This window comes from Neobacillus sp. DZ-9, assembly GCF_059587065.1.
In genome coordinates this window covers 80,568-104,982 of record NZ_JCAIOL010000003.1, presented here as the reverse complement: position 1 = coordinate 104,982, position 24,415 = coordinate 80,568, and the positions used below count along the sequence as shown (strand labels likewise).

Annotated in this window: 28 protein-coding genes; 14 read left to right on the top strand and 14 right to left on the bottom strand. The window is 38.1% G+C overall.

Annotated elements, in window-relative coordinates; translation table 11 throughout:
• Positions 1–3: 3 nt before the first annotated feature.
• The gene (locus tag AC59HZ_RS08900) at positions 4–1,377 is read right to left on the bottom strand and encodes a dipeptidase (RefSeq protein ID WP_496545458.1); all 1,374 of its coding nucleotides are present in this window, start codon (positions 1,375–1,377) and stop codon (positions 4–6) included.
• A gap of 319 nt (positions 1,378–1,696) precedes the next feature.
• On the opposite strand from AC59HZ_RS08900, the gene AC59HZ_RS08895 reads away from it, so the two are divergent.
• Together AC59HZ_RS08895 and AC59HZ_RS08890 are read left to right on the top strand one after the other, a co-directional pair.
• Complete coding sequence (locus AC59HZ_RS08895) at positions 1,697–1,951, top strand: hypothetical protein (protein WP_496545457.1); 255 nt, start codon at positions 1,697–1,699, stop codon at positions 1,949–1,951.
• Between the two features lie 99 nt (positions 1,952–2,050).
• Positions 2,051–2,242, top strand: coding sequence for a hypothetical protein (locus AC59HZ_RS08890; RefSeq protein ID WP_496545456.1), 192 nt, complete (start codon positions 2,051–2,053; stop codon positions 2,240–2,242).
• Between the two features lie 48 nt (positions 2,243–2,290).
• On the opposite strand, the gene AC59HZ_RS08885 is transcribed toward AC59HZ_RS08890, so the two are convergent.
• The 3 genes from AC59HZ_RS08885 to acpP form a co-directional block, all read right to left on the bottom strand.
• Positions 2,291–3,106, bottom strand: a complete 816-nt coding sequence (locus AC59HZ_RS08885; RefSeq protein WP_496545455.1) for an EcsC family protein — start codon at positions 3,104–3,106, stop codon at positions 2,291–2,293.
• 106 nt (positions 3,107–3,212) lie between these two features.
• Positions 3,213–3,887: a ribose-5-phosphate isomerase RpiA gene (gene rpiA / locus AC59HZ_RS08880; protein WP_496545454.1), complete on the bottom strand. Its 675-nt coding sequence runs from the start codon at positions 3,885–3,887 to the stop codon at positions 3,213–3,215.
• 547 nt (positions 3,888–4,434) lie between these two features.
• Positions 4,435–4,665, bottom strand: a complete 231-nt coding sequence (gene acpP / locus AC59HZ_RS08875; protein WP_496545453.1) for an acyl carrier protein — start codon at positions 4,663–4,665, stop codon at positions 4,435–4,437.
• A gap of 183 nt (positions 4,666–4,848) precedes the next feature.
• Between acpP and AC59HZ_RS08870 the strand changes: the two genes are divergently transcribed.
• The 3 genes from AC59HZ_RS08870 (at position 4,849) to AC59HZ_RS08860 (ending at position 7,131) form a co-directional block, all read left to right on the top strand.
• Positions 4,849–5,721: a LysR family transcriptional regulator gene (locus AC59HZ_RS08870; RefSeq protein WP_496546015.1), complete on the top strand. Its 873-nt coding sequence runs from the start codon at positions 4,849–4,851 to the stop codon at positions 5,719–5,721.
• A 147-nt stretch (positions 5,722–5,868) separates the two neighbouring features.
• The gene (locus tag AC59HZ_RS08865; RefSeq protein ID WP_496545452.1) at positions 5,869–6,186 is read left to right on the top strand and encodes a hypothetical protein; all 318 of its coding nucleotides are present in this window, start codon (positions 5,869–5,871) and stop codon (positions 6,184–6,186) included.
• An 18-nt stretch (positions 6,187–6,204) separates the two neighbouring features.
• Entirely contained in the window at positions 6,205–7,131 is a 927-nt protein-coding gene (locus AC59HZ_RS08860; RefSeq protein WP_496545451.1) for an AEC family transporter, read from the top strand.
• Between the two features lie 283 nt (positions 7,132–7,414).
• Here AC59HZ_RS08860 and AC59HZ_RS08855 read toward each other — a convergent pair whose 3' ends face one another.
• A complete protein-coding gene (locus tag AC59HZ_RS08855; RefSeq protein WP_496545450.1) occupies positions 7,415–8,287 on the bottom strand; it encodes a nuclease-related domain-containing protein in 873 nt (290 codons plus the stop codon).
• 185 nt (positions 8,288–8,472) lie between these two features.
• Between AC59HZ_RS08855 and AC59HZ_RS08850 the strand changes: the two genes are divergently transcribed.
• The gene (locus tag AC59HZ_RS08850; protein WP_496546014.1) at positions 8,473–9,099 is read left to right on the top strand and encodes a DNA-3-methyladenine glycosylase; all 627 of its coding nucleotides are present in this window, start codon (positions 8,473–8,475) and stop codon (positions 9,097–9,099) included.
• A 12-nt stretch (positions 9,100–9,111) separates the two neighbouring features.
• Here AC59HZ_RS08850 and AC59HZ_RS08845 read toward each other — a convergent pair whose 3' ends face one another.
• From AC59HZ_RS08845 to AC59HZ_RS08820, 6 genes are all read right to left on the bottom strand, one after another.
• A complete protein-coding gene (locus AC59HZ_RS08845) occupies positions 9,112–9,891 on the bottom strand; it encodes a DUF3891 family protein (RefSeq protein ID WP_496545449.1) in 780 nt (259 codons plus the stop codon).
• A gap of 119 nt (positions 9,892–10,010) precedes the next feature.
• Positions 10,011–10,652 (bottom strand): amino acid ABC transporter permease, encoded by a 642-nt coding sequence (locus tag AC59HZ_RS08840; protein ID WP_496546013.1) that lies wholly within the window; start codon positions 10,650–10,652, stop codon positions 10,011–10,013.
• 33 nt (positions 10,653–10,685) lie between these two features.
• Positions 10,686–11,324 (bottom strand): amino acid ABC transporter permease, encoded by a 639-nt coding sequence (locus AC59HZ_RS08835; RefSeq protein ID WP_496545448.1) that lies wholly within the window; start codon positions 11,322–11,324, stop codon positions 10,686–10,688.
• Between the two features lie 153 nt (positions 11,325–11,477).
• Positions 11,478–12,284: a transporter substrate-binding domain-containing protein gene (locus AC59HZ_RS08830; RefSeq protein ID WP_496545447.1), complete on the bottom strand. Its 807-nt coding sequence runs from the start codon at positions 12,282–12,284 to the stop codon at positions 11,478–11,480.
• A 15-nt stretch (positions 12,285–12,299) separates the two neighbouring features.
• Entirely contained in the window at positions 12,300–13,028 is a 729-nt protein-coding gene (locus tag AC59HZ_RS08825) for an amino acid ABC transporter ATP-binding protein (RefSeq protein WP_496545446.1), read from the bottom strand.
• A 270-nt stretch (positions 13,029–13,298) separates the two neighbouring features.
• Positions 13,299–13,805, bottom strand: a complete 507-nt coding sequence (locus AC59HZ_RS08820) for a CotY/CotZ family spore coat protein (protein ID WP_496545445.1) — start codon at positions 13,803–13,805, stop codon at positions 13,299–13,301.
• 208 nt (positions 13,806–14,013) lie between these two features.
• On the opposite strand from AC59HZ_RS08820, the gene helD reads away from it, so the two are divergent.
• The 6 genes from helD to AC59HZ_RS08790 all read left to right on the top strand — a co-directional run bounded on the left by helD (position 14,014) and on the right by AC59HZ_RS08790 (position 19,041).
• Complete coding sequence (gene helD / locus AC59HZ_RS08815) at positions 14,014–16,320, top strand: RNA polymerase recycling motor HelD (protein WP_496545444.1); 2,307 nt, start codon at positions 14,014–14,016, stop codon at positions 16,318–16,320.
• Positions 16,321–16,520: 200 nt separating this feature from the next.
• Entirely contained in the window at positions 16,521–16,916 is a 396-nt protein-coding gene (gene spxA, locus AC59HZ_RS08810; RefSeq protein ID WP_496545443.1) for a transcriptional regulator SpxA, read from the top strand.
• A gap of 28 nt (positions 16,917–16,944) precedes the next feature.
• Positions 16,945–17,079 (top strand): BA3454 family stress response protein, encoded by a 135-nt coding sequence (locus AC59HZ_RS08805; protein WP_496545442.1) that lies wholly within the window; start codon positions 16,945–16,947, stop codon positions 17,077–17,079.
• Positions 17,080–17,188: 109 nt separating this feature from the next.
• Positions 17,189–17,602: an RrF2 family transcriptional regulator gene (locus AC59HZ_RS08800; protein ID WP_496545441.1), complete on the top strand. Its 414-nt coding sequence runs from the start codon at positions 17,189–17,191 to the stop codon at positions 17,600–17,602.
• A 75-nt stretch (positions 17,603–17,677) separates the two neighbouring features.
• Complete coding sequence (locus AC59HZ_RS08795) at positions 17,678–17,995, top strand: IDEAL domain-containing protein (RefSeq protein ID WP_496545440.1); 318 nt, start codon at positions 17,678–17,680, stop codon at positions 17,993–17,995.
• Positions 17,996–18,012: 17 nt separating this feature from the next.
• Positions 18,013–19,041: a pirin family protein gene (locus AC59HZ_RS08790; protein ID WP_496545439.1), complete on the top strand. Its 1,029-nt coding sequence runs from the start codon at positions 18,013–18,015 to the stop codon at positions 19,039–19,041.
• 171 nt (positions 19,042–19,212) lie between these two features.
• Here the strand turns inward: AC59HZ_RS08790 and AC59HZ_RS08785 are convergent, their stop codons facing one another.
• Entirely contained in the window at positions 19,213–19,470 is a 258-nt protein-coding gene (locus tag AC59HZ_RS08785; protein WP_496545438.1) for a hypothetical protein, read from the bottom strand.
• A 413-nt stretch (positions 19,471–19,883) separates the two neighbouring features.
• Here AC59HZ_RS08785 and AC59HZ_RS08780 point away from each other — a divergent pair, with 413 nt between their 5' ends.
• Positions 19,884–21,074: an iron-containing alcohol dehydrogenase gene (locus AC59HZ_RS08780; RefSeq protein WP_496545437.1), complete on the top strand. Its 1,191-nt coding sequence runs from the start codon at positions 19,884–19,886 to the stop codon at positions 21,072–21,074.
• A gap of 284 nt (positions 21,075–21,358) precedes the next feature.
• On the opposite strand, the gene AC59HZ_RS08775 is transcribed toward AC59HZ_RS08780, so the two are convergent.
• On the bottom strand, positions 21,359–22,210 hold the full coding sequence (locus AC59HZ_RS08775; protein WP_496545436.1) for a hypothetical protein: 852 nt from the start codon (positions 22,208–22,210) through the stop codon (positions 21,359–21,361).
• Positions 22,207–22,407 carry a hypothetical protein gene (locus AC59HZ_RS08770; RefSeq protein WP_496545435.1) on the bottom strand — a complete coding sequence of 67 codons (201 nt, stop codon included), beginning with the start codon at positions 22,405–22,407 and terminating at the stop codon, positions 22,207–22,209. Before AC59HZ_RS08770 ends, AC59HZ_RS08775 begins: the two co-directional genes overlap by 4 nt.
• A 134-nt stretch (positions 22,408–22,541) precedes the next feature.
• On the opposite strand from AC59HZ_RS08770, the gene AC59HZ_RS08765 reads away from it, so the two are divergent.
• Positions 22,542–24,239, top strand: coding sequence for a sigma-54 interaction domain-containing protein (locus AC59HZ_RS08765; protein WP_496545434.1), 1,698 nt, complete (start codon positions 22,542–22,544; stop codon positions 24,237–24,239).
• The last annotated feature ends 176 nt before the right edge of the window (positions 24,240–24,415 follow it).

Below are 24,415 nucleotides of genomic sequence, written 5' to 3'. Positions count from 1 at the left end.
TTCTTATAGTGATTGTTCGAGATCATACCAATAATAAGATAGTGTTTCCATGCCTTTATCGAAATTCTCTAAGTTGAAATGTTCGTTCGGTGCATGGAAATTTTCGTCTGGTAATCCGAATCCCATCAAAACTACTGGTTTTTCTAAAATTTGATCGAAAGCGGCCACAATTGGAATCGAACCACCTCCACGTGTATAAGAGGTCGGTACTTTATACACTTTTTCATAAGCTCTTCCGGCAGCTTGAATGGCCGAATGATCAAATGGTGTAACATATGCGGGGCCTTTATCAAAAAGAGACACATTGACCGTTACTCCCGGTGGGGTATGGGACTGTACATGTTTTTGTAGGTGTTCCACAATCTCATCAGGATCTTGATCAGGTACGAGTCGGCAGGTGATTTTGGCATGTGCTTCCGCTGGGAGAACAGTTTTAATGCCTTCACTTTGAAAGCCGCTATAAATGCCGTTTACTTCTAGCGTTGGCCGGACCCAATTTCTTTCTAAGGTGGTATAGCCTTCTTCCCCAAACATTTCAGGAACACCTAATTGATCAATAAAAGACTGATCGGTAATCCCCAGTGATTCATAAGCCGCTTTTTCGGCAGGGGTTAAGTCCGCTACTTTATCGTAAAAGCCATCCACTGTGATTTGTCCTTTCTCGTTGTGGAATGAATTCACAATCGCCACTAGAGCATGGATAGGATTTTGAATCATCCCTCCGAATAATCCGGAATGGAGGTCGCTTTTTGGACCTTTTACATCAATTTGTATTCCACATAATCCTCTTAATCCATAGCAAATGGCTGGCTTGCCTCGCTCCATCATGCTCGTATCAGAAATAACAATCACATCAGACGATAATAATTCCTTGTTTTCCTCAACGAATAAAGGCAGGTTAGGGCTTCCGATTTCCTCTTCGCCCTCAATTAGGAATTTAACATTAATCGGCAGGGTTCCAGTTGTTTTAAAAATGGCTTGCAACACTTTGAGGTGCATGAACACCTGGCCTTTGTCATCACTAGCCCCGCGTGCGTAGAGCTTCTCATCGCGAATTTCTGCCTCAAATGGAGGGTTGTCCCATAAATGAAGTGGGTCAACAGGTTGAACATCGTAGTGGCCATAAATCAGAACTGTCGGTTTTCCTTCTGCGTTTAACCATTCGCCATAAACTACTGGGTGGCCCTTCGTTTGGTGGACTTCAACCTTTTCCATACCGATTTCTTGAAGTGACTCCGCAACCCAATTGGCTGCTTTTTGAACATCATCCTTATGCTCAGGAAGAGAGCTAATACTCGGAATTGCCAAAAACTCCTTTAATTCAGCTAAATGCTTATCTCTGTTTTCCGAAAGGTATGTAAGAATTGCTTGATCCATGAAATACACTCCTTATTAATTTGTCTCCTTTATATCTATTTCTTTCTAAATAGAATTTTTCCTTCTTAGATCAAGAGCAATTCATTTGTATGTTGGTTTTCTATTTGAACATGTTGATAGGGAAGTTTAAGATTGTCCGAGATGAAGGGGAAAAAAGGGAGACGAACAGTGGCGAGTTCAGAGTGCCGTTAACAAAGAAAAATGAGTAGCAAGGGTTCTGTCTATGGGTCATTGCCCGAAAGTGAGGAATTTTCGTCTTTAAGGTAAATGAACGGCAGTTTCATTGCCCCAGGGAGGATAATTTTTGTCCCTAAGGTAAATGAAAGGCGGATTTTTTCCCCGAGGGAGGGCAGTTCAAGATTCATATTCAGAAACCGTTACTTTTAATGAAGATGAACCGAATACGGATGCACCAGATGTAATCGAAACAGCCTCTTCTAATGAGGATTTTACAAATATTGATAACGACACATATGAAGAAGAGGATAACTCATCCTTCAATTGGCTCTGGCTGATCCTCCCTTTGGCAGCGATAGTGATCGTTCGATTTTTATTACGGAGAACTAAGAAATAGAAGAAGGGATCATATCAAAAATCCCAAATCACAATTTAGAAGAATTTTATCCAAACAAACGCAGACAATAGTAAAAAAATAAACAAATGAGGTGAACAAATGAAGGATAATGAAAAAGACCCACAATTTCAAAGTGGTGAAATGGCCAATAAAGAGTTTAAAGGACTTTATGGACTTGATCCGGAAATGAGTTTACTTTCGGTGAATTTTGCAAGTGGAGAGAACTCATATTTAAACGAACATTATCAGGAGGATCCAAACGAAAACTCCGAATGCAACAATAATGATTAATAAAAAGGGGGTCAATTCTATTTGTATAGATGTGACCCCTTTTTATCATCAGGCTTTTTCTAATTGGTTAACCCTTTCCAATATTCTTCGTTTTCGGAATAACATCTGACCAGCCTCGGCGACATCTCCAATGGAGGAACGATTAATAAAGGCACCAAATATCATTCCGGCAATCGGGATCATTTGAAAAAGCTTTTTCCAGCCAAAATTATCACGATAAGTAGTCACAACTTCGCGCCATCCCTGTAATTGTGAAATCATTTGATTGTTCCGATTTTCTTCCTGAAAGGAAGATAGCTCTTCTAAAATAGCCTTTTTCCCAACAATATCGGAGGACGAAAATTGCAGACATTTTACAATAAATATCCTTTCCACCTTATCTTTAGGATCAAATCCGTAACTAATGGCCATCTCTTGCAATACTTTAAGGGACAATCCTAATAGGACAGGAACATCAATTGCTAAAGTAAAAATCCCGCCAATCCCTGTTGTTGCTCCTTGGATGGTTGCAAATTTTGTTCGTGAATTTTTGATTTCATTTGCAACCTCATCCATCTTGCTTAGGGGAAACTGGTCCAGATCCTCGATTCGCAGTAGATCCTGCCCAGGTAAAGATTCTTTCGGGGAAAACTTCTTTAGAATGCTTTCTTCCTTAACTAAATATTGTCCGCCCGTTTGTATGTAATTTCCTAATTCATCAATCGCCAATCCAATTTTTTCTTGGATGAATTTAGGCGTAATTTTATCCAGCAGTTTAAAGGGCAGACGGCCAATTTTTTCCCAAAACCATAAATCCTTTTGCGCGTTCTCCCAATCCTCAATCTTCTTTAATTCTGTCTTTAAAAAATCAGTTGTTTCCAACATAAACCAACTCCAAATGTTTTTAAAAAATAGATTTTATTAGTATACGTATAAAATACAAAGGAGTTTCAAATATTTCAAAACACATTGAAGTTGGATATCGAAATTTCTATTTTACACTGGTTATGTTTACATGATCATGATCCCCGACAATTAATATATCAACAATATTTAAAAACAAACCATGTTCAACAACGCCAGTCATATTTTTTAAAAATAAACTTAATTGTGCCATATTTTCTATTGCCTTCAAATGCAGGTCTACAATATAATTCCCGCTATCCGTTTTGTAGATTTCCTTTTGCTTCATTCTTAATTGAGGATGAAGTTGATGACTTTCCAGCGTTTGTAGTACATGAATATATCCAAAGGGAACGATTTCTACAGGTAAAGGGAAATGTCCGATATTTTGTGTTACCTTACTTGAATCAGCAACCCAAATAACCTTGTCTGAAATAGAAGCAACAACTTTTTCAAACAGCAGTGCACCGCCGCCGCCTTTAATTCCATTAAATTTGTGGTCTACCTCATCTACTCCATCGATGGTTAAATCAATTCTGTCGATCTCATTAATCGATAATAAGGGAATTCCTAGCTGTTCACACAATGCTGTTGTCGATTTAGAGGTAGAAACACCCTTGATTTTTAACCCATTCTTTACTAGCTCTCCCAACTTCATCAAACTGTAATAAACAGTAGAACCGGTACCCAATCCAACTGTCATTCCTTCTTTAATGTAGCGAACTGCTTCTTCGCCAGCTAATAGTTTTTCCTTCAAATTCATTCCCTCATTTTTAAAAAATTATCCTTCAATATATTTTATACATTTCTAGCCTCAAATAAAAAAAAAGTGACCTAAAGCCACTTTATTAAGGTAAAGCATTTTTATTATGAGCATTCATCACAGCAATAAACCTTATGACCTTTTACATCCTTTTCTACATAGATGAAATAAGGTTCACCAAAGTCAATTGGAAGTCCACAATGTATACAAAAAATGGTGTCTTCATAAGGGAGAATGCATTCCTCGTCCAACCTAACACCTCCATAATGATAATTTTATAGCAGAAGCTGAAAAGAGGTTGTCCTAAATTTCAAGTAAAGAATTTAATAGTTTTTATATTTAATATATTTTATGCAAAAAAAAGAGAAAGGTATTACGGATTTCTGAACTTTTTCTATTTTTATTATTGGGTTAAAATATACCTTAATGGGGAGAAGAACTTTTCTGGGGTTATATGGTGATAGTAGATTTTTGTGTAAAAGGGTTCAGCGGATGCCTTCTGCACTACATTCGTCTACAGTGCATGGGACGATCCGCCTTCTGTATATTATTTACGGTTGTTAATAAAGTTTACGACATCTCCAACCGTTTGAAGTGTCTTTGCAACTTTGTCACTTATTTCGATCGCAAATTCATCTTCAATTTCCATCGTCAGATTTACCATATCTAGCGAATCAGCTACGAAATCATTTTTGAATGATGATTCTGGTTTAATTTCCTCCATATTGACACCCAGTTGGTCTGAGATAATGGGTTTTAACTTTTCAAATGTGGTCATTGCAGTATCCTCCTATGTATATCATAGACACCATTATAACAAGCTAATTTGTTACGTAAAACATAAATCTATTTCCAATTAACAAATATGGGCTTTTAATCCTTATTCTTATATATTATATGGTAATCTAGAATTAATTTAATGGTTAATGCTATTTCAAAAGTAATGAAGGGAATAGAACAAATGGATGAACAGGACTGGATAATCTTAAAGGTGCTTTACGAAAAAAAGAATATCACGAAAACGGCAGAGAGTTTATATTTATCCCAACCATCCTTAACGAAAAAAATTCAACAAATAGAGAAGGACTATCAAGCAGAAATTGTTAAACGGGGAACAAAAGGTGTTCACTTTACACCCCAAGGAGAATATTTAGCTCAATGTGCGGATGAAATGCTGTATCGTCTCCAACAAATTAAGGATACAGTATCAAATATGGATGAAGAGGTTAGCGGAACCTTACGATTAGGGGTTTCAAATTACATAACAAGGCACAAGCTGCCACACCTTTTAAAGCTTTTTCGTGAACAGTTCCCAAAAGTAAATTATAAAGTGACGACGGGATGGAGCAGGGATGTGTTCAATCTTGTTTATAATGGGGATGTTCATATTGGGATGGTCCGTGGTGACTATCAATGGTCAGATTCAAAAATTCTACTCTTTGAAGAAAATCTCTGTATAGTATCATTAGAAAAAATTGAACTTCGTGACCTGCCTTTACTACCGAGAATTGAATATGAAACAGATGCTTTACTTAAGACGATGATTGATAATTGGTGGAGCGGGGAATTTTCACAGACACCTTTTATTGGCATGGAAGTGGATAAAGCCGATACATGTAAAGAAATGGTAGTGAACGGTTTGGGATATGGAATTCTTCCCAGTGTTCTTGTTCAGGAGCATCAAAACCTTAATCAGATCATTCTTAAAGATAAAAAAGGGAATCCGATTATAAGAAGAACATGGATGTTCTATCATGAGAAATCTCTTGAGACCAACGTAATTAAAGAGTTTGTAGAATTTGTGAAACAATTGGATTTTAAATCTACTATATAAGAAAGCGTGGGCAAATGCTCAGGCTTTTTTTCTTTGAGAAAATTAGGAAGTGTTGTTATTCCTTTTTTGAATGGATATCGATAATTTATTAGTATTTCAACTGTTTGGATATTGTTTTTAAAATGAAATGGATGAGGGGGAGAGGAATTGGAGGGCAATTCAACGAAACTGATTTCATTTTTAATGAAGTATGAAGGGAAAGATTTCGATGCCATCCTAAAGGATGAAATCGAAGGGACTGTAGGATTTAGTTTTACGAGCTACATTAATAAGGCGAAAATTCATATCCAGGCTGGGAGAATAACAGTCAGCGAACCGAAAACAGGAAAATACTTTTGCCTGCCGCTTTGCGGCATCAAACAGATTTGGGGAGAAACCAGTGGACAGTATGACATTGCATTAACCATAAAATATCACAATGACTATTGCATCTTTATACAAATATTTGAACCTTATTATTCTTAAAATGGAGAGGATGATTTTATGGGCCTTTTATTTCATATTACTTTGAATGTTATTTTACCCATATTTGCTCTTATTGGAGTTGGAGCTTTTCTACATAGAAAGTTTAAATTAGACATGAATACCTTATCTAAATTAAATTCCTATTTACTTATGCCTGCTGTGAGTTTTTCCAATGTGTATCAGAGTAAAATAAGAGGAGATACACTCCTGGATATTCTTAGTTTCCTTATCATACAAAGTCTTTGTCTAATGGTCGTCAGCACAGGAATATCTAAAATGGCGAGATTAGAGAGCAGTCTGTCGGCTACCTTTAAAAACAGTGTAGTCCTTAGCAATTCGGGTAACTTTGGATTACCTGTCAGTCAGGTTGTTTTTCAGCAAAATCCTCTTGGACTATCGATACAAGTTGTGGTCATGATTTTTCAAAATCTACTAACCTATACTTATGGATTATTTAATTCTGTTTCGGTTGATAAGGCAAAATTTCAAGCGATAAAGGCATTTTTGAAAAATCCTGTCTTCTACGCTTTTTTGTTAGGAGTTTTTCTCCATGCGGTTTCAATAAGAATTCCAGAATACATTTGGACTCCTATTAAAAATACTTCAAACGCATTTTTAGCAATCGCACTAATTACACTTGGTGCACAAAGTGCTTTCCTAAAAATAAGAAATTTTTCGCTCCCTTTAGTTCTTAGCCTTATTGGACGGCTTATCCTGTCACCATGTATTGCGTTCATCATTATTTTAGCATTACACCTGGAGGGGACAACTGCACAGTCATTGTTAATAGCGAGTTCTTTTCCAACTTCAAGAAATAGTTCTTTGTTTGCACTGGAGTATGGAAATCATCCTGAATATGCAGCACAAACCGTTTTATTATCTACAGTATTCAGTATGATGACAGTAACCTCAGTAATTTTTTCTGCTCATCTGTTATTTTCTTAAATAGTTATGAGTTAGTTTAAAAACAAAAAACGAACGCACCATTACGGTGGTTCGTTTTTTGCGGTGTCTAGTCTTAATTGTTGTCTTTTACAGCCAGCCCAATGATCATCACTATAAGTGTAAGCAACTGGATCATAACCTCAAGGCTTATCCTAGCTCCCCTCCTAACCTAAGTGAGTTTCATCCCTCTGGCTTCTCCATGTAAAAGTTAAGACTTACGTTTCCTATTAACATAGATATTCTTTAAAACAAGTTTTATGACTAGACACTAGTTGGTTTACAGTTAAATATAATTTGCTTTTTCGAGAATATCCTTTATGTTTTTCAGTTGAAAAGCTCCGTATATTCTATCTCGGGATGTGAGTTCATGAATAAAATACTGTTGTAATTGCTCTTGATTCGTAATCCGCTTTACGATACTGTTATCCGACCAATCGTGGAGTTCCTTTTCATCGTGATTAAAAAACACCAAAGTGTTGATCCATGTTTTAATTTCTTGACTTTGTAAATAATTGGATAAGAGGACGGCTGTCTGTTGAATCTGACAAATAGGGTTATCTAATGTTTTTACCGTTAATTCTCCCGAATTACCCTTATCAAAAATGAGCGTTTTCTCTTTTTCACGGTCAACTAAATCTGTTAAGAAAGAAAACTTGTGGCTGCCCATCCTATCTAATCCCATGACAATATGGCCTTTCCAGTGTTTGGTTTCTATTAAGTAGATCCCAGTTGATAAAAGTACAAGGTGATCGATCTGCTTGATAGTTTCGTTTCCTTCCGGGATAAAAATATTTGGCATGATAATCATTTCATCTGGTGGAATGATTCTTTTTCGAATTAAATCATTTTTAAAATTTTCTAGTATTTGATGGGTTTTGATTTCCCCAGGGTTTCGATAATTTTTTCGGATCTCTTCCTTTTCAATCAACAGCTTTTCTATTTCTCGTTGGTAGGATTCAGACAAAAGGAATACTCTCTCATCATAGGTGGTGGCTGCCGTTTCCATAGAAGCTTTTTGTATTTCCTTCAATGCAGCAAGCTCTTCGAAATGGTTGTTTCTTAATTCTTTTTGTTTAGCCTTTTCTTTTTTTACTGTATAACCTAACCAGGCAGCTGATGCAGCGAGTAATAGTGTCGAAATAATTAACCAGATCATTGCTTTTCTCCTTTTTCTGCAGAAATCGATACGGTTTATCGAACATCTTCCATTTGTGCTATATTATAACAATTTTTTTGACAATCGACTAAGAAATTGAAATTTAATTATAAAATGGTAAATTCATACCATACAATGTTTTTCCATCTTTAATCATTTTTGTGGAGGTATCCAATTTGGGAGATTTGGCTAACGAAATTGTTCCCTTACCACAGTCGTTTTTTGAACAGTCTACAATTGAACTGGCAAAGGCTTTACTTGGATGTCTCCTTGTGAGAGAAACGAGCGAGGGGATAGCTGCTGGATATATTGTGGAATCAGAAGCCTACATCGGTCCAAGTGATCGGGCGGCACACAGCTTTAATAACAGACGGACGGCAAGAACGGAGGTCATGTTCCATCGTTCCGGCCTTGCCTATACTTATTTAATGCATACACATTGCCTTTTCAATGTAGTCAGCGGAGGAGAAGAAAATCCTGAAGCCGTTTTGATTCGGGCCCTTGAACCCGTATACGGCATCGGACTGATGAAAAACAGGAGAGGCATTGATGATGTGAGAAAACTGACGGACGGACCCGGTAAACTGACAAAATCATTGGGAATTACAATGGCCGACTATGGACACCCATTGACTATTTCGCCATTATATATTGCCAAAGGCTTCCGTCCGGAAAGCATATCCGCTGGGAAACGGATTGGAATTGATAATTCTGGTGAGGCCAGGGATTATCCTTGGCGATTCTGGGTTACGAGTAATAAATTTGTTTCTAGGCATCAAAAGGCTGAGTATGTGATTGATCAACACAACTAAGGGCGGCATTTCTTAGTTTACGCCAGCCTCCAACGTCACACTTTTATAGAAAAAGGGGGTTATGGAATAGGCTGATAATAATCCGTTAGAGATTATATCTTCTTTTTTAACCTCCTTATACTGAAATTGCACTTGTACTTCTTTTTCTAAAGGAGACACCGAAAGCGAGACCGTTTCTTGATCAGACCATTTGACTTGGATTGGCTTATTTTTGGCAAACGAGAAAGAAGGGGAGATGCCGTTATGATAAAAGGGATGCTCTTTTTCTTTTTTTGCTCCGGGTTCGTTTAAGCAAATATATAGTGAGAGGTTATCGCAGAATTTTAAGATGCTTAGATGGTACTGTAACTGCTTTTCCTTATTCATTTTTCCTAATATCCCACAATGTTTTAATAATTGCAGCTGCCTAGTGATTTCATCCTCTACAAATTTTGATCCGATTGGATCCTCTTCATATTGAAGAAACGAGACATAATGTAAACTGCAAAGAAGACTGGCATATTTGCTCATTTTTTCGACTTCATCGATCCCTTTTTTGTAATAAGCAACTTTTAAATCAAGGGGGAAATCTATAAATGAGTGCGGTTTTTGCTTGTTGCTATTCCATAAAGGAGCGGCATCTGGTTCGATCCAGCCTCGATCATGTTCATAAATACCAAGCACCACTTCCGCTTTTCTTTCCACGCCATTAAAATAAGAATCCTTCCAATTTTGCGCAATTTCCCCTGATATTTTGGCGTGGTCATGCTGGGTGATCATGATAAAGCTATGTTCCCGTTCGCGAATAATCATTTTTCTCAACCTTTCTGCTTTTTTCGTTATTGTATAAGATGTATATTAAAATTCATTTCAAAGGATTATTTATTTTTTGCAAAACGAAAAAATCCAGCTCAATGTAGGAGCCGGACTTGTTATGTTTGCTTTAATTCTAACCTTCTCGCAACAAGTGACAACCCATAATTTACGATAAAGTACATGAATGCCACCAGGAGAAAAACAGGTATCACATAGGATCCCTTTTGGGCGTAAATGATTTGTCCGTTGTGCAATAAATCTGGCAACGCGATGACGACAGCTAATGATGTATCTTTAAGCAATGAAATAAATTGGCTGACAATAGGAGGAACCATTCTTCTCAGAGCTTGGGGCATAATGATGTAACGTAAGGTCTGCAGGTAGCTAAGCCCTGAAGCACGTCCTGCTTCGATCTGGCCTTTTTCGATGGAATTCAATCCGCTTCGGATAATTTCTGACAGCATGGCTGATTCAAAAACAGTTAATGCTGCGATCGCGGCAGTCGTAATTTCCATTTCAATACCGATTTCAGGCAAGGCAAAATAGGTGAAGAATATGATCAGCAACAAAGGAAGGTTGCGAATCGTTTCAACCAACACAGCAAGTAAAGGAGAGACGACTGGAATCTGCATATACCTTAGCGTGCCAATAAGACCGCCAATAAGGAAGCTGAGCACAATGGAAATGGCAGCAACTTTTAAAGTGATCCCGAAACCCTCTAGCAAAAATTTCAAATTGTCGAATGTGTAGACTTCCATGAAAGGGGCTAGAAAATCCATTACTGAACCTCCTTAATTACTTCTTGCCAGGCGCTTTTCTAAAAATCGGACGCCAAGACTTAATGGAATGGTTAAAACTAAATAAAATAAGGCTACAAAAATATAAGTATCAAAAGTGACGTATGTTTTTGCCGATATTAAATCCCCTTGATACATTAAATCGCCGCCTGCGACAACAGCTAACAAGGATGAATTTTTTACTAAATTAATAAATTGGTTGCCAAGGGGAGGGATAACGATTTTTATAGCTTGGGGGAGTATAATCCATCTCATGGCCTGACCGTAACTCAAGCCTGTCGATCTGGCGGCTTCCATTTGTCCCTTAGGTACTGACAGTATTCCGGCCCGGATGGCTTCAGCAATGAAAGCAGTAGTGTAGACGGTTAATCCGATGGTTCCAGCAATCATTCCGCCAAAGTTTCCGGCTAGGTAGGTGAAAAACACTATAAGCAGTACAGGTATATTTCGGATAAATTCAATATAAGCCGTCCCCAGCCAGTTAAGGGGTTTAATGGGGGCAATTCTCATGATGGCCAGAAGGGTTCCTAAAATAAAGCTGCTTAATAAAGCTATTAAACTAGAAATAAGGGTAATTTTTAAGCCTTCTAAAAAGGAATCCAGATGATTCGTTAGTATCGTGAAATCCAGCAATCGATCTCCTCCTCATAAATCAGGAAGGGAAGGTCCGTTTTAGACAGACGACTCCCCATCCTGACGAGAAACCGGGTTTAAATCATTATTTTTGGCTATTTTCGTAAAGAAATTAGTTTTTTACAGCGAATAAACTCCTTTAACAAAAGAGCCTTAATTTTTAATCCATTTCTTCTTAATTTCATCGTATTTTCCAGAGTCCTTCAGGCTTTTTAATGCTTTATTCAACGCATCGACAAGCTCTTGATTGCCTTTTTTAACGGCGATTCCGTACGGCTCTTGGGTGAAAGTTCCTCCAACCAGTTCAAAGGACGGATCTTCTTCGGCCATACCATAAAGGATGGAATCATCTGTAGTCAGGGCATCACCCTTACCAGCCTTTAAAGCGGTAAAAGCTTCAGCATAGTTTTCGTATTCGAGAACAGTGGTTTCAGGTGCCTTCTCACGAATATTGATTGCAGATGTTGAGCCTTTCACCGCCAGCACCGTCGTGCCTTTTTTCAAGTCTTGCAATCCTTGAATCTTGCTGCCTTTTTTTACAAGCAGGGATTGACCGGCATCAAAATAGACGTCAGTGAAATCCACTTCTTTTTTACGTTCTTCCGTGATGGTCATCGTGGCGACCACTGCATCCACCTTGCCGTTATTCAGGAGGCCTACCCTCGTTTTCGAAGTCACTTCAACGTACTCCGGCTTAACATCCTTACCAAACATTTCCTCTGCCAACGCTTTGGAAAGATCGATATCGAATCCTTCAACCTTACCAGTCTTTGGATTTTTCAATCCAAACAAACGAGTGTCATACTTAACGCCAAACACGATTTTTTTATCTTCTTTGATCTTGGCAAGCACATCCTTGCTGGAACCAGAAGTGGCCTTGTCCTTCCCGCAGCCGGCTAGAAATAGGGCAGCCACTATGGTTACCAACACCATTTTTACGAAATGTTTAGTTTTGAACAATTCATTTCCCTCCCATTAATGATTTAAAATACGGCTGAGAAATAGACGAGCCCGTTCTTCACGTGGATTCTCATAAAATTCAGCCGGAACTGCTTCTTCCAAAATTCTCCCTTCATCCATAAAGACAATTCGATCAGCAACTTCCCGGGCAAAGCCCATTTCATGGGTGACGACGACCATCGTCATTCCTTCTTTTGCGAGGGATTTCATTACATCCAAGACTTCACCTATCATTTCGGGATCTAGTGCCGAGGTAGGTTCGTCAAAAAGCATGATTTGCGGTTTCATGGCAAGGCCGCGAGCTATGGCAACACGCTGCTGCTGGCCGCCGGAAAGCTGAGATGGATAGGCTTCCGCCTTACCTAATATCCCAACTTTATCTAGATAATGTTTGGCTGTTTCCTTCGCTTCCTTTTCGGATTGGCCTAATACTTTTTTGGGAGCTAAAGTAATATTTTCAAGCACCGTTTTGTGGGGATATAAATAAAAATGCTGAAAAACCATGCCGATATTCCGCCGCAGCTGATTAATATCTGTTTTTTTATCTCCAACAGATATCCCGTTTACGGTGAGCTTCCCGTCCGAGATGGTTTCCAAATGATTGATACAACGCAGCAATGTACTTTTACCGGAACCGGAAGGACCAATTACGACAACAACTTCACCTTGATGGATGGTAAGATTAACATCTTTTAAGACGTGAAAATCTCCATAAAACTTATTTACCCGTTCAAATACAATCATTTATGACCTCCTGTTCTAAAACCTATTAGTGGTGAGAGTTCTAATTTGGAAAATTTTAGAATCAATTAGAGTATATTCAGGCCTTGTCCAAATCAAACCGCGACCTTTTACTCGTTTTAGCTAGGAGTTTTTAACTAAATGAAAAATATGTAAAAGAGGATACTGCTGATATATGTTTGGTGTAAAGGTGTGCCAAAAATGGCGCACCTTTTAAAAATGGGGTATAAACATGAAGGGTTAATGCTGAGGCAAATTTCAAATTTAATAATATTAGTCGCAAATATTTAAAAATACATCGGCAATACATTGAACGGCGCAGAAGCATTTTAAATCCACTGTAACACAGTCGTTGCTTGCCATGAATCGATCTACTTGGCAGACTTTACTAAGATCGATACAGCATCTGTCTTTGCTGGACACAAGAAAGACTGGACAAAATCTGCCTTTGTCGCCATTACCAGGTACTAATACTCGAAGGGTAGCACAGCAGTTATCAAAGACATCTTCTACACGGAAGAAGATAGATACACATGCTTCGTTTTCACCACTAAAAAATGCATGAAATGGAGTACCATCAGCATTTGATAAAACGAAAACACGAGTATCGAACGGTTCACTTTCTGTTGGTGATACTAATGAACCAAGAGGCTCATTAAAACAACTAGAACACCCTGTACATTCCGTTGGACTAACAGCATTGTTTTGTATGTCATTTATGGTCCGAACGACCTCACACACACAGTGACCATCAAAATCATGGCCCATTCTATTTCCCATATATGTTTCCTCCTTCATTTTAATAAATTGTCTTACATTAATAACATACGCTAACCGTATAGGGACGGTTCTCGCGGTTCAACAAGAGAGGCTTGGCCACAAGCCCAAGTACTGTCCCCCTGTCTAAAACTTGACTAGTATAAAAGTTTTGTTTAATCTTAATATCCCATGCTTGCAAAATTGAAACGAGAGGTGAGGAGTGAATAGGATGAGCGCCCAGGATCAAGTGTCTGTACGTGACCATAAAGACTATCAAGCAGAAGTAGAACGTTTAGAGTTTACTAAGGAGTATATCCGAACTGTTTTAGACATTTCGAAGGGGAATAAGGAATTTTTCGTTGAAAATATGAAACAATCTTTTGCCGAGCTGAATTCTAGGGATAGCAGTACAAGCTATACCGATCTCCTCGCGAATGCAAGTTTCCTTGAATTAGCGGAAAGTGAACTCAAAAGGTTAGAAAGCGTAATTGGCAAACCCTATTTTTCAAGGATTGATTTTACAAGCGATAGTACGAAAAAGGAAGAGTCGTTGTACATAGGTAAGGTGTCCTTGTTCGACCGGGTGACACAGCAGCCGATTATCGTCGATTGGAGATCGCCGATTGCAAATGTCTACTATGACGGACGGCTGGGTGAAGTGTCTTATGAAGCTTATGGTGAGACGCAAACCGGATATTTAGCTTTAAAGAGACAGTATGAAATTGTCAATGGTTTATTAAAAGAAATCAGGGACATCGATTTAACGACACATGATGAACTTTTACAGAAATCCTTGTCTGGCAAAGCGGACAATCGATTAACCGAAATCGTGGCGACTATTCAAAATGAGCAAAATGAAGTAATCCGGGCATCATTGAAACACCCAATTATCGTGCAAGGGGCCGCCGGAAGCGGGAAAACAACAATCGCACTCCATAGAATATCCTACTTTCTCTATTCCTTAGGTTATCAATTTCCTCCAGAAAAATTAATGATACTCGCACCAAACCGACTATTTATTGATTATATATCTGCTGTCCTGCCGGAACTCGGAGTCAACAAGATTAATCAAACCACCTTTATTGATTTTATGAGAAGCTGCCTTGGCCAGAAAATAAAATTATTTTCTCCTAATTCCAAGCTGATGAAGCTCCTCGAAGATACCGGGAAAAATAAGTCAATCAAATGGGTTTCAAGCTTCAAGGGTTCACTCGAATTTAAGGAATTAATTAGAAATTATGTGAATGAATTGGAATTAAATCTTGCTCCAAGCAAGGATTTCATCGTTGAAAAATCCGTTCTGATGAAGGCACAAAAACTCAAAACACTATTTTTAAAAGAATATACTTATTTACCAATCTATAAACGGGTTGGAAAAATAAAAACATTATTAGAAAGTGATTTAAAAAAGAAAAAATCCATCATGTTATCAAACCTTAACAAGAAATATGAAGAAGCACTTGAGAAGTTTGTTTATAGCAGAAGACTAGAGCCGGAAATAAGACAACAAAAAGTGGTTAACCTGATGGATAAGAAAGAACAAAGGATAAAGAGGGTAGAGCAGGAGTCAAAAGTAGCTGTCAAAAAATATATGGAAGCGTTTGTCATGAAAGATATTTTTACTTTGTATAAGGAACTAATGTCTTCTCCCGAACGGCTCAACAAGCATTCCGCTACGCTTACACAACAAGAATGCAAGCTTCTAAGTAAATATTGTCAGACGATTTTTGAGCGAGACGCCTACGAACTTGAAGATTTAGCCCCGATCTTTTATATGAAGGCAAAATTGGAAGGGATCGATGAAAAATATAAGATGCGCAGTATTTTCATTGATGAAGCGCAGGATTACAGCTATTTTCAATTTGCCGCATTAAAAGAAGGCTTTGATACAGACCTGTTTACCATTGTCGGGGATTTGGCTCAAGGAATCCATTCCTATCGCGGAATGAATAGCTGGACACCAGTATTAAAAGATATCTTCCCGAATGCGAATTATCAAGCCTTACAAAAAAGCTACCGAACAACCGTTGAAATTATGAATTTGGCAAATGATATCCTTAAGTTAATTGACCAAGATCTGCCGAAGGTTGAACCCGTTATTCGTCATGGCCAAAAACCATTGTTTAAAAAGATGGACCCCACGAATCAGGAACAGATAAGGCTGCAGGTCGAACAAGATATAGCCTCACTTAAAGAGGAAGAGCTTCACTCCATCGCGATTATTGGACGGACTGATAGAGAGTGTCGAAGAATCCATCAGCTCTTTAAAAATAGTCAGCTTCCGATTCAATTATTAGAAGAAAGAGAAGAAATGAAGAAGGGACATATTGTGATTTTACCTTCTTATTTATCTAAAGGGTTGGAGTTTGATTCCGTGTTAATCGTATGCCTGGAAGAACCATACTCACAAGTAGACCTAGACATCAAATTGTTATACGTGTCAATGACAAGACCGATGCATCGATTGTATTTGTATGGGAAAGATCCGTCAGACTTTTTATTAAATAGGACGGAATCTTTACATTTCGATTCTTAAAGTAAGCTTCAAGAAAAGCAGGTATTGGGCATGTATGAGCTCAGTTACCTGCTTTTTTATGCTTCGCTGCAATATTTTACTGTAAAACAAAAATTTACAGTTGACTTTATCAACTGTAACGTTTAAATTTACAGTATAGAAACTGTAAAATTTATTATTACAATTCATTTTTGATAAAAAATTTTAGGGGTGTGTAAACTATGGTAACTCTTTATATAACACCAAGCTGTGGGTCATGCCGAAAAGCAAAAGCTTGGCTTGAAGAGCATCAAATTGAATATATCGAACGAAACATTTTATCTGATTCGCTTACAGTCGATGAGATAAAATCAATTCTCCGGTTAACAGAAGAGGGGACTAGTGAAATTGTTTCGACTAACTCAAAGGCTTTTCAGGAATTAAATGTAAATCTGGAATCTCTGCCGCTTAATGAATTTTATCAATTAATCATAGAGAATCCAAAAATGTTGCGCCGGCCTATTATCCTAGATGAAAAACGATTACAAGTAGGGTATAACGAGGACGAAATTCGCAGCTTTCTGCCCCGTAAGCTTCGTACATTTTTGAATACGGAATTACAAAGACTCGCTAATTGATCTGGTTTTTAAAAGGAGGAAGTAAGAAATGATTGAAGTATTCGTTACAGTTCATTATAAAGATCGAAATTATCAAACCAACGTTATTGTGGAAAAAGATACGACTTGGAAAAAAATTAAACGGATAGCAGAAGAACAAGTCAAAAAGCAATGGAACGTATAACCGAGCTAAATGCTTGACTAGTTAATCAGTTATGTTTAGTATTACAGTCGTTGATTAATATTTCATATAGATACAGATAATACATGTAAGTGATTTTAAGGAGGAAGCCATGAATAGTGATTATACCCTTGCCATTCATAGTTTAACTTATCTTGCGCTTCAGCCGGACCGAATGTCAACAAGTGATGCTATTTCCGAAAGTGCCGGAGTGCATCCGGTTCGTATACGAAAAGTGTTAAGTTTGTTAAAAAAACATGGATTCATTAAATCGAAAGAGGGAACTGGCGGCGGATTTATTTTTGCGCTTGATCAAAGTGAAGTGAATCTTTGGGATATATATAAAATTACTTCAGAAGGTGCTCTGCAGCCTAAATGTCCTGAATCAAATGAACAATGCATTGTAGGCGCGAACATGCAAAGAGTCCTCTGCAGCATTTTCTTAGGTGCTGAAGAATATATGGGCGAATATTTAATGAATTATACAATTAAAGAGGTTGTTGATCTTGTTAGAAAGCGGCTATGACCGAATAGCATGGCTGCATATTTTTTTATGGTAAATGTAATAAAAAAAATTACAGATAAGTGAAGGTGAAAAGGTATGTTTTTAAAACCAGGTGACTGGATTAAGGGAGAATCACTAGATGGTGAATTAATCATTGGATATATTGATTCACTGTTACCTGATATCCCGGACGGGGCAGTAAAGGTTACTGTCGTAACAAGTGATAATAATAAAAAGATAGGAAAAACAATTCCTTTTTTAAATAAACAGCTTAAAGCACTACCTGTTTCCAATGTGACCAATAAGACTCAAATTCAATTCCTCATCGACTTGGCATTAGCAACAGGTGATAAGGAATGGTTTATGGAACTTTCTTCTGAATTAAACTCCATGAAGCAGCATGCTATGGAGTAATACTTTTACGATTTAAAATGGAGGAAGAGTATGTCAGAAAAAAAGATTTAAAAATACAAAAGCTGGGCTTTCCATGGCAAACGGAGGATCCGTTCCTTGCAACGATGTATCATAAAGATTCTTATCCTCCGGGGAACGACATGCAAGGACCAAGCACTTCATTAGAAGGCAGGAACCTAGGCGAAGATTTTACGTTGCGTGATGGCTTTCGAATGTATCATGGAAAAACGGTTCCAGGTTTCCCTGCGCATCCTCATTGTGGATTTGAAACGGTAACAGTTGTTTTAGAAGGATTTGTCGATCATTTTGATTCCATGGGAGCATCGGGTCGTTATGGCGATGGAGATGTGCAATGGCTGACCACCGGAAAGGGCTGTCAGCATACAGAAATGTTCCCGCTGGTTCACCAAGATAAAGGCAACCCGCTTGAGCTCTTTCAAATTTGGCTAAACCTTCCAGCAAAAAATAAATCAGCTGATCCAGATTATAAAATGCTGTGGGCAGAGGATATACCTGTGATCCAGTCTATCGGTTCAAATGGGAAGAAAACAACGGTGAAACTGGTAGCAGGGAGATTGCAGGGGAAGAGTAGTTTAGAGCCAACCGATGCCTCTTGGGCCAAGGACTCTAACCACCATGTGGGCATTTATCTCATTCATATGGAGCCGAACGCCACTTTCACATTGCCATCTGTTTCGGAAACATTAAACAGAAATTTATATTATTATCAAGGTGATGAAATTATTATAGATGGTAATGTTATTCCAGTTTCTCACCGGGTAAAACTGGCAGGTGACCAAGAAATCGAGATCACAAATGGAGCGATTGAGGGATATATCCTGGTTCTCGAAGGGGAACCGATCCAAGAACCGGTCGTGCAATATGGGCCTTTCGTCATGACAACCGAGCAGGAGATTCGTGATGCATTTAGCGAGTTTCGACGAACACAGTTCGGGGGCTGGCCATGGGGCCGTCTTGATCCGGTCAACGAGCTTGGCGCTGGAAGATTTGCCCGCGATAAGGATGGGAATATTGAAAAGAGATAATCTCCACAAGGAAGAGTTGGAAGTTTTTTGGAATTGCAATGTGATTAAATAATATGTAATAAGCAAATATAGACCTCGTTGGAAAAAGTGTAACTTTTTTCAACGAGGTTTAATAATTGGAAAGATATTTTTATATCAAACCCTTAACCACGAGCCAAAGGGAATAGTTCCTTAAATGTTGTTGAATGAACAGAAAGCAATATCGTAAGCTTCTTCGAGTTCTGTCAGTACTTGCTCCTTGGTTTCTCCTTCCTGAAGGAAAATATGGCCAATCACTGAGGTGATTTTTTGTGATGCGTCATCAATCGATGACCAGCCAACCTCAATTGTGTCAGGAATTAGAGTGTCATCCTTACCCCAGATAAAAATGGACATACCCCCAGATTCTAGGATATCAGTAAAAAATTGCACCTTATTATTAATGACCATACATAACACTCCTAAATTAGAATATTAACGTCATCGTACTAATAAAACTATCATAACACATTTCCATATTGGTATATAATGGGGATAAAGTGATAATTAATTTGCTCTGAAGGAGGTACTGGTGTGTTTATTGGTCACTATTCAGTCAGTTATGTTTTGAAAAGGAAGGACAATGGCATCCCTTTATGGCATTTATTTTTAGCTACTCAATTTATAGACATTGTATGGAGTATATTCATTTTTCTTGGAATTGAAAAAACAGCCCGACCTGGAAAGGCCTCAAAAAACGATTCGAGTAATTTTAGTCAATAATATGTTATTAAACAGACCAATTTCTTTTTCTATGATTCTATTACGTACCATTCATAAACCGGGCCTACATAGAATAGGCTGACTTTTGGAGGGGACTTAAATTGGACACTTTTAAATTTTTTAGAGCGCCACATGTGATTATTTATGGTAGAAACGCGTTTGAAGAGATTGGCAAACAGGCATCACAAATAGGGAAAAAGGCTCTAATCGTTAGCGATACGATTATCAATCACCTTGGATTTGTACACGCTTGCCAGGAAATGCTTTCCGAGAATGATGTTGAGAGTGTAGTCTATCTCGGTGTGAAGTCGGAACCGACAGACAAATTTGTAGAAGAGTCCTTGGAACTTTTTCGAGTGGAAAATTGTGATTTGGTCATTTCCCTTGGAGGCGGAAGCTGCATTGATACAGCAAAGGCAGTTGCGGTCCTGGCCACTAATAATGGCTATATTGGTGACTATATGAACGGTGCCAAGGCAGCGGTTGTTACACCAATTCACCATATTGCCATTCCAACGACAGCAGGGACGGGGTCGGAGGCGACAGATGTAACTGTTATCACGAACACTTCAAACGATGTCAAAATGATGATCAAACAGCCTGCGTTTATGCCGTCGGTTGCCATTGTTGATCCGATTCTAACAGTGCCGTCGCCGCAGCATGTAACGGCGGCAACAGGTGTAGATGCCCTTAGCCATGCTATCGAGGCATATATTTCAAGGAAGTCCAATCCAATGACGGATGTTATAGCTTTATCCGCAATGAAATTAATCGTCAATAATCTCGTAATTGCCTATGAGGATGGAGAAAATATTGATGCTAGGGAAGCCATGTCATTAGGTGCGCTTCAAGCAGGTATAGCTTTTTCTAATGCTTCGGTGTGTTTAGTCCATGGTATGTCTAGACCGATTGGTGCACTATTTCATGTTCCCCATGGTTTTTCAAATGCCATGCTCCTGCCTGCTGTACTAGAATTTTCCATGGACTCATGTATTGAAAGATTAGCAGATTTGGGCAGGATTTTTGTGCCTGAAAAAAGCCTGTCAAATAAAGCTGCAGCTGAGGTGGCAGTGACTGCTGTTAAGCATCTTTGCAAGGTATTGAACATTCCTAACCTGAATGAGTGGGGAATCGATAAACATAATTTCGATAGTTTCATCAGTAAAATGGCAGTCGATGCTATTGCCAGCGGCAGCCCTGGGAACAATCCAAGGGTACCTGCAAAAGAAGAAATTGAAGAGCTTTATCAGGATTGTTTTGACTATGATTTTGGGTATGTGTCTGCAAAATGAGCATTATCAGAAGGAACATAGAGGGTATCAGTATTGAAGCCGTTTCTGATTCCCTCTAGAAATCTTCGATAATCAGGCTTTTAATGTTAATTGATTTTTTCGTTATAGTTGCTCGACTTACGCTCTTGTTTTTTCAAATACTTCCTCCGGGCCGGATGCCATTTCAGCCTTTTTCTTGTTCATTAGCAGAGTAATGTCCCCACATTTCTCCGAATTTTAGTGGCGAATCACCGTCCCCATGGCACACCTTTGGCCTTACACAAGGCCTTGTTTTTAACAAAAAGTCATTGATTCAACCAATCATACTTGAGGATTTCGCCCTTAATAGAATTATCAAGTGGTCGATCTCCGATGAGTCCTGTTTCGCGCATTTCATTCAGCCTATTATGATAATACTGAAAAACCTTCTCGTTTAAGATTCCATAAAAGTAGGCAATTGGCTTCCTAACGACATTTGTAAATTTTAGTTTTCGGATTAATTGCTTGAAGGACTGGATGGCGAGATCAACAATTAGATCGGTTGCATGGTCTAAATCATAGTCTTTAGCAATCAAATGGACCATCCTCCAATATTCTTCGATTACCTTTGCTTCAGGATAGAAGCATTTAACCAATTGCACAAATGGCTGAGGAACACGATTACTCACATAGGTGTGGTCTAATTCATTGGGTTCTTCTTTACGTTTATTTATCTTTTGATCTTTTTCAGTTTTTAAAAGATTAATAGTTTCTTTATGGCGGTTCATCGTTTCTTGTTTGGGTGGTTCACAAGCAGGATAGCGATTGATTACATAGAGGTTGCTGGACTGCGAACCGTTTTTCCGTTCAGTTTCAAAAACAGTCAAAATCCCGATTTGTTTACCTTTAAGAATCATCCGTTTAAAAGTCGAACGAGAAAGGATATTTTCTTTGTATTCTTGATTAATCGACTTTAAAATCGTTCCGATTTTAGCATTACACACGCCTGGGATTTTTGCAGAGAACCGTATTAATCTTTTTAATCCTATTAATTCACCCTTTGAAAAGTCTTTCTTGTGATCGAGCAGCCACATTTCCATATGGTGATTAAACTCCTTCAAGCTTTCGAACTGCGAATACTTTTCAAATTCATCGATATTACCAGATTTTAGATTCATCGTTTTGAGCCACCCTTAGACCATTGATTTAGACCTTCTAATGTGAGGCAATTTAACATTTCCGGCATTTCTACGATATCGGGTTTGCCAAAGTAACTCGAATCGTTAAAAATCATTTTTGAGGCCATTTTTGAACCCAAATGCTCATTTTTGGCTTCAAAAATGATTTTTGAAGCCGTTTTTTGCAATTTCGTCACTTTTTTATATCAATTTTTGTTTTTGTGCAAACTCAACTAGTGATTTCCATTATTGTTTTTGCTTCAGTTTTGATAAAATTTTCTTAATGAATTTATATATAGAAAGAATTGCTTTAATGGCATAGGTGATACATATGGATACAGATTTTGATTTTAAAAAAATATTTGACGCTTATCCTGTAAAAGTTGAACTTCTTCCTGATGACATAAAACAGAGAAATTGTCCCATTCTCAATAAAGTGATGAAAACGGGTATGGATATTTTCGTAAAAAACAAAATGGAGCATACGTGCGAAAGTTGTTTGATAAAAGAATGTTTCCAAACCAATATCTTTATGATAAAGGCAATTTTTCAGGAGAGAAAAGTAGTAGGCGTTCTAGTGGCTGTAGCTTTAGAGGGGTATGAATCTTGGTTGATTGAGAACGAAAATAAACTGGACGCCCGGCTGGATTTTTGCAGGGAATGGATCTGTAAAACGTTAGAAAATAACCAATTGCGGCAGACGAACCACTCGATTTTAGAAGAAGTAAATGGGATTTTTTCGTTTATCGAAGAGCCAGTGTTAATCGTTGGCCCTGATGGAACGATACATAATGTAAGTAATCGTGTTTGTTTGGAATTTAATATAGTGAGAACGGTCTTAATCGGTGAGAATATTTCAGAAATCCTCTCTCAAAACGATTGGAAAAAAATGAAAGCAAGTAAAAAACAGCAGGAATGGAAGACTTCATGCTTGCTACCAACTGGGAAGTTAAAAGCATTTACAGCCATGGTGAAACCCTTGCTTGCAGATGGACTTTTTGTTTCTTACCTTATCCGTTTAACTCCGCTAAAAGATTTGAAAAAGAAGATTGCAGAACAACGCGTCCTTTATAGCTTTCATGATATAAAGGGGACTTGTGAATCGATACAAAATGTCGTCGAAATGTCCAAAAGGATTGCACCAAGTGATACAACGGTTATCGTAAGGGGAGAGAGCGGGACAGGAAAAGAAGTGTTTGCCCAGGCTATTCACCAAGCAAGCTACAGAAAGGATGGTCCTTTTATCGCTTTAAATTGTGCTGCTATTCCTGAATCCTTACTGGAAAGTGAGCTATTTGGGCATGTCAAAGGAGCTTTCACCGGGGCAACTGCCGATAAAGCGGGGAGATTTGAACTAGCAGATGGTGGAACGATTTTCTTGGATGAAATTGGCGATCTTCCGGTTCCTTTGCAGGCAAAATTACTTCGTGTGGTCCAAGAGCGAAAAATCGAAAGAGTTGGTGATACAAAGAGTACACCTGTAAATGTCCGCATCATAACAGCTACACATAGAAATCTGGAAGACCTTGTGGCAAGGGGGGATTTCCGCGAGGATTTGTATTACCGGTTAAATGTGATTCCCATCATGATTCCGCCTTTAAGAGAACGGAGAGAAGATATTCCCATCCTCATTGAATTTTATTTGAATAAATTTTCTAAAGAGCATTTTCGGTCGCCAAAAAGAATATCTGCCGATGTGTTTGAACGATTGCTATCATACTCATGGCCAGGCAATGTTCGAGAACTGCAAAACGTGGTTTATCATTTCGTTCAATTGGAAATCGGGGACTTAGTGACAGTTGAAAGCCTGCCGGGTTATTTGCGGACGACAGCTAAAATAGGTGCGGTTCAAGAAGAGGTGAATCCTTTGCCTCGCAGGACTGGGAGGGAATATGACGAGAAAGAAAAGATTATCGAATTATTAGATCAGTTTGGCCGGGATACTGGTGCTAAAAAGAAGGTGGCAATCCATTTGAATATAAGTTTGCCTACTTTATATAGAAAGATTAATAAATACAAAATCAAATAAAGTTTAATAAAAAGTGAGAAAATTTGAGAAAAGATGAAAAAACATGAGAAAAAGGGCTTTTTTGAAGGTGAATTAGAATTATCATTATCAAATTTTTCTCATAATTCTCAAAATTAAATCAGTAACATCCTTTTATCCTCTGGCTTCAGAGGTTTTATTATTTTGGCACGATCCTT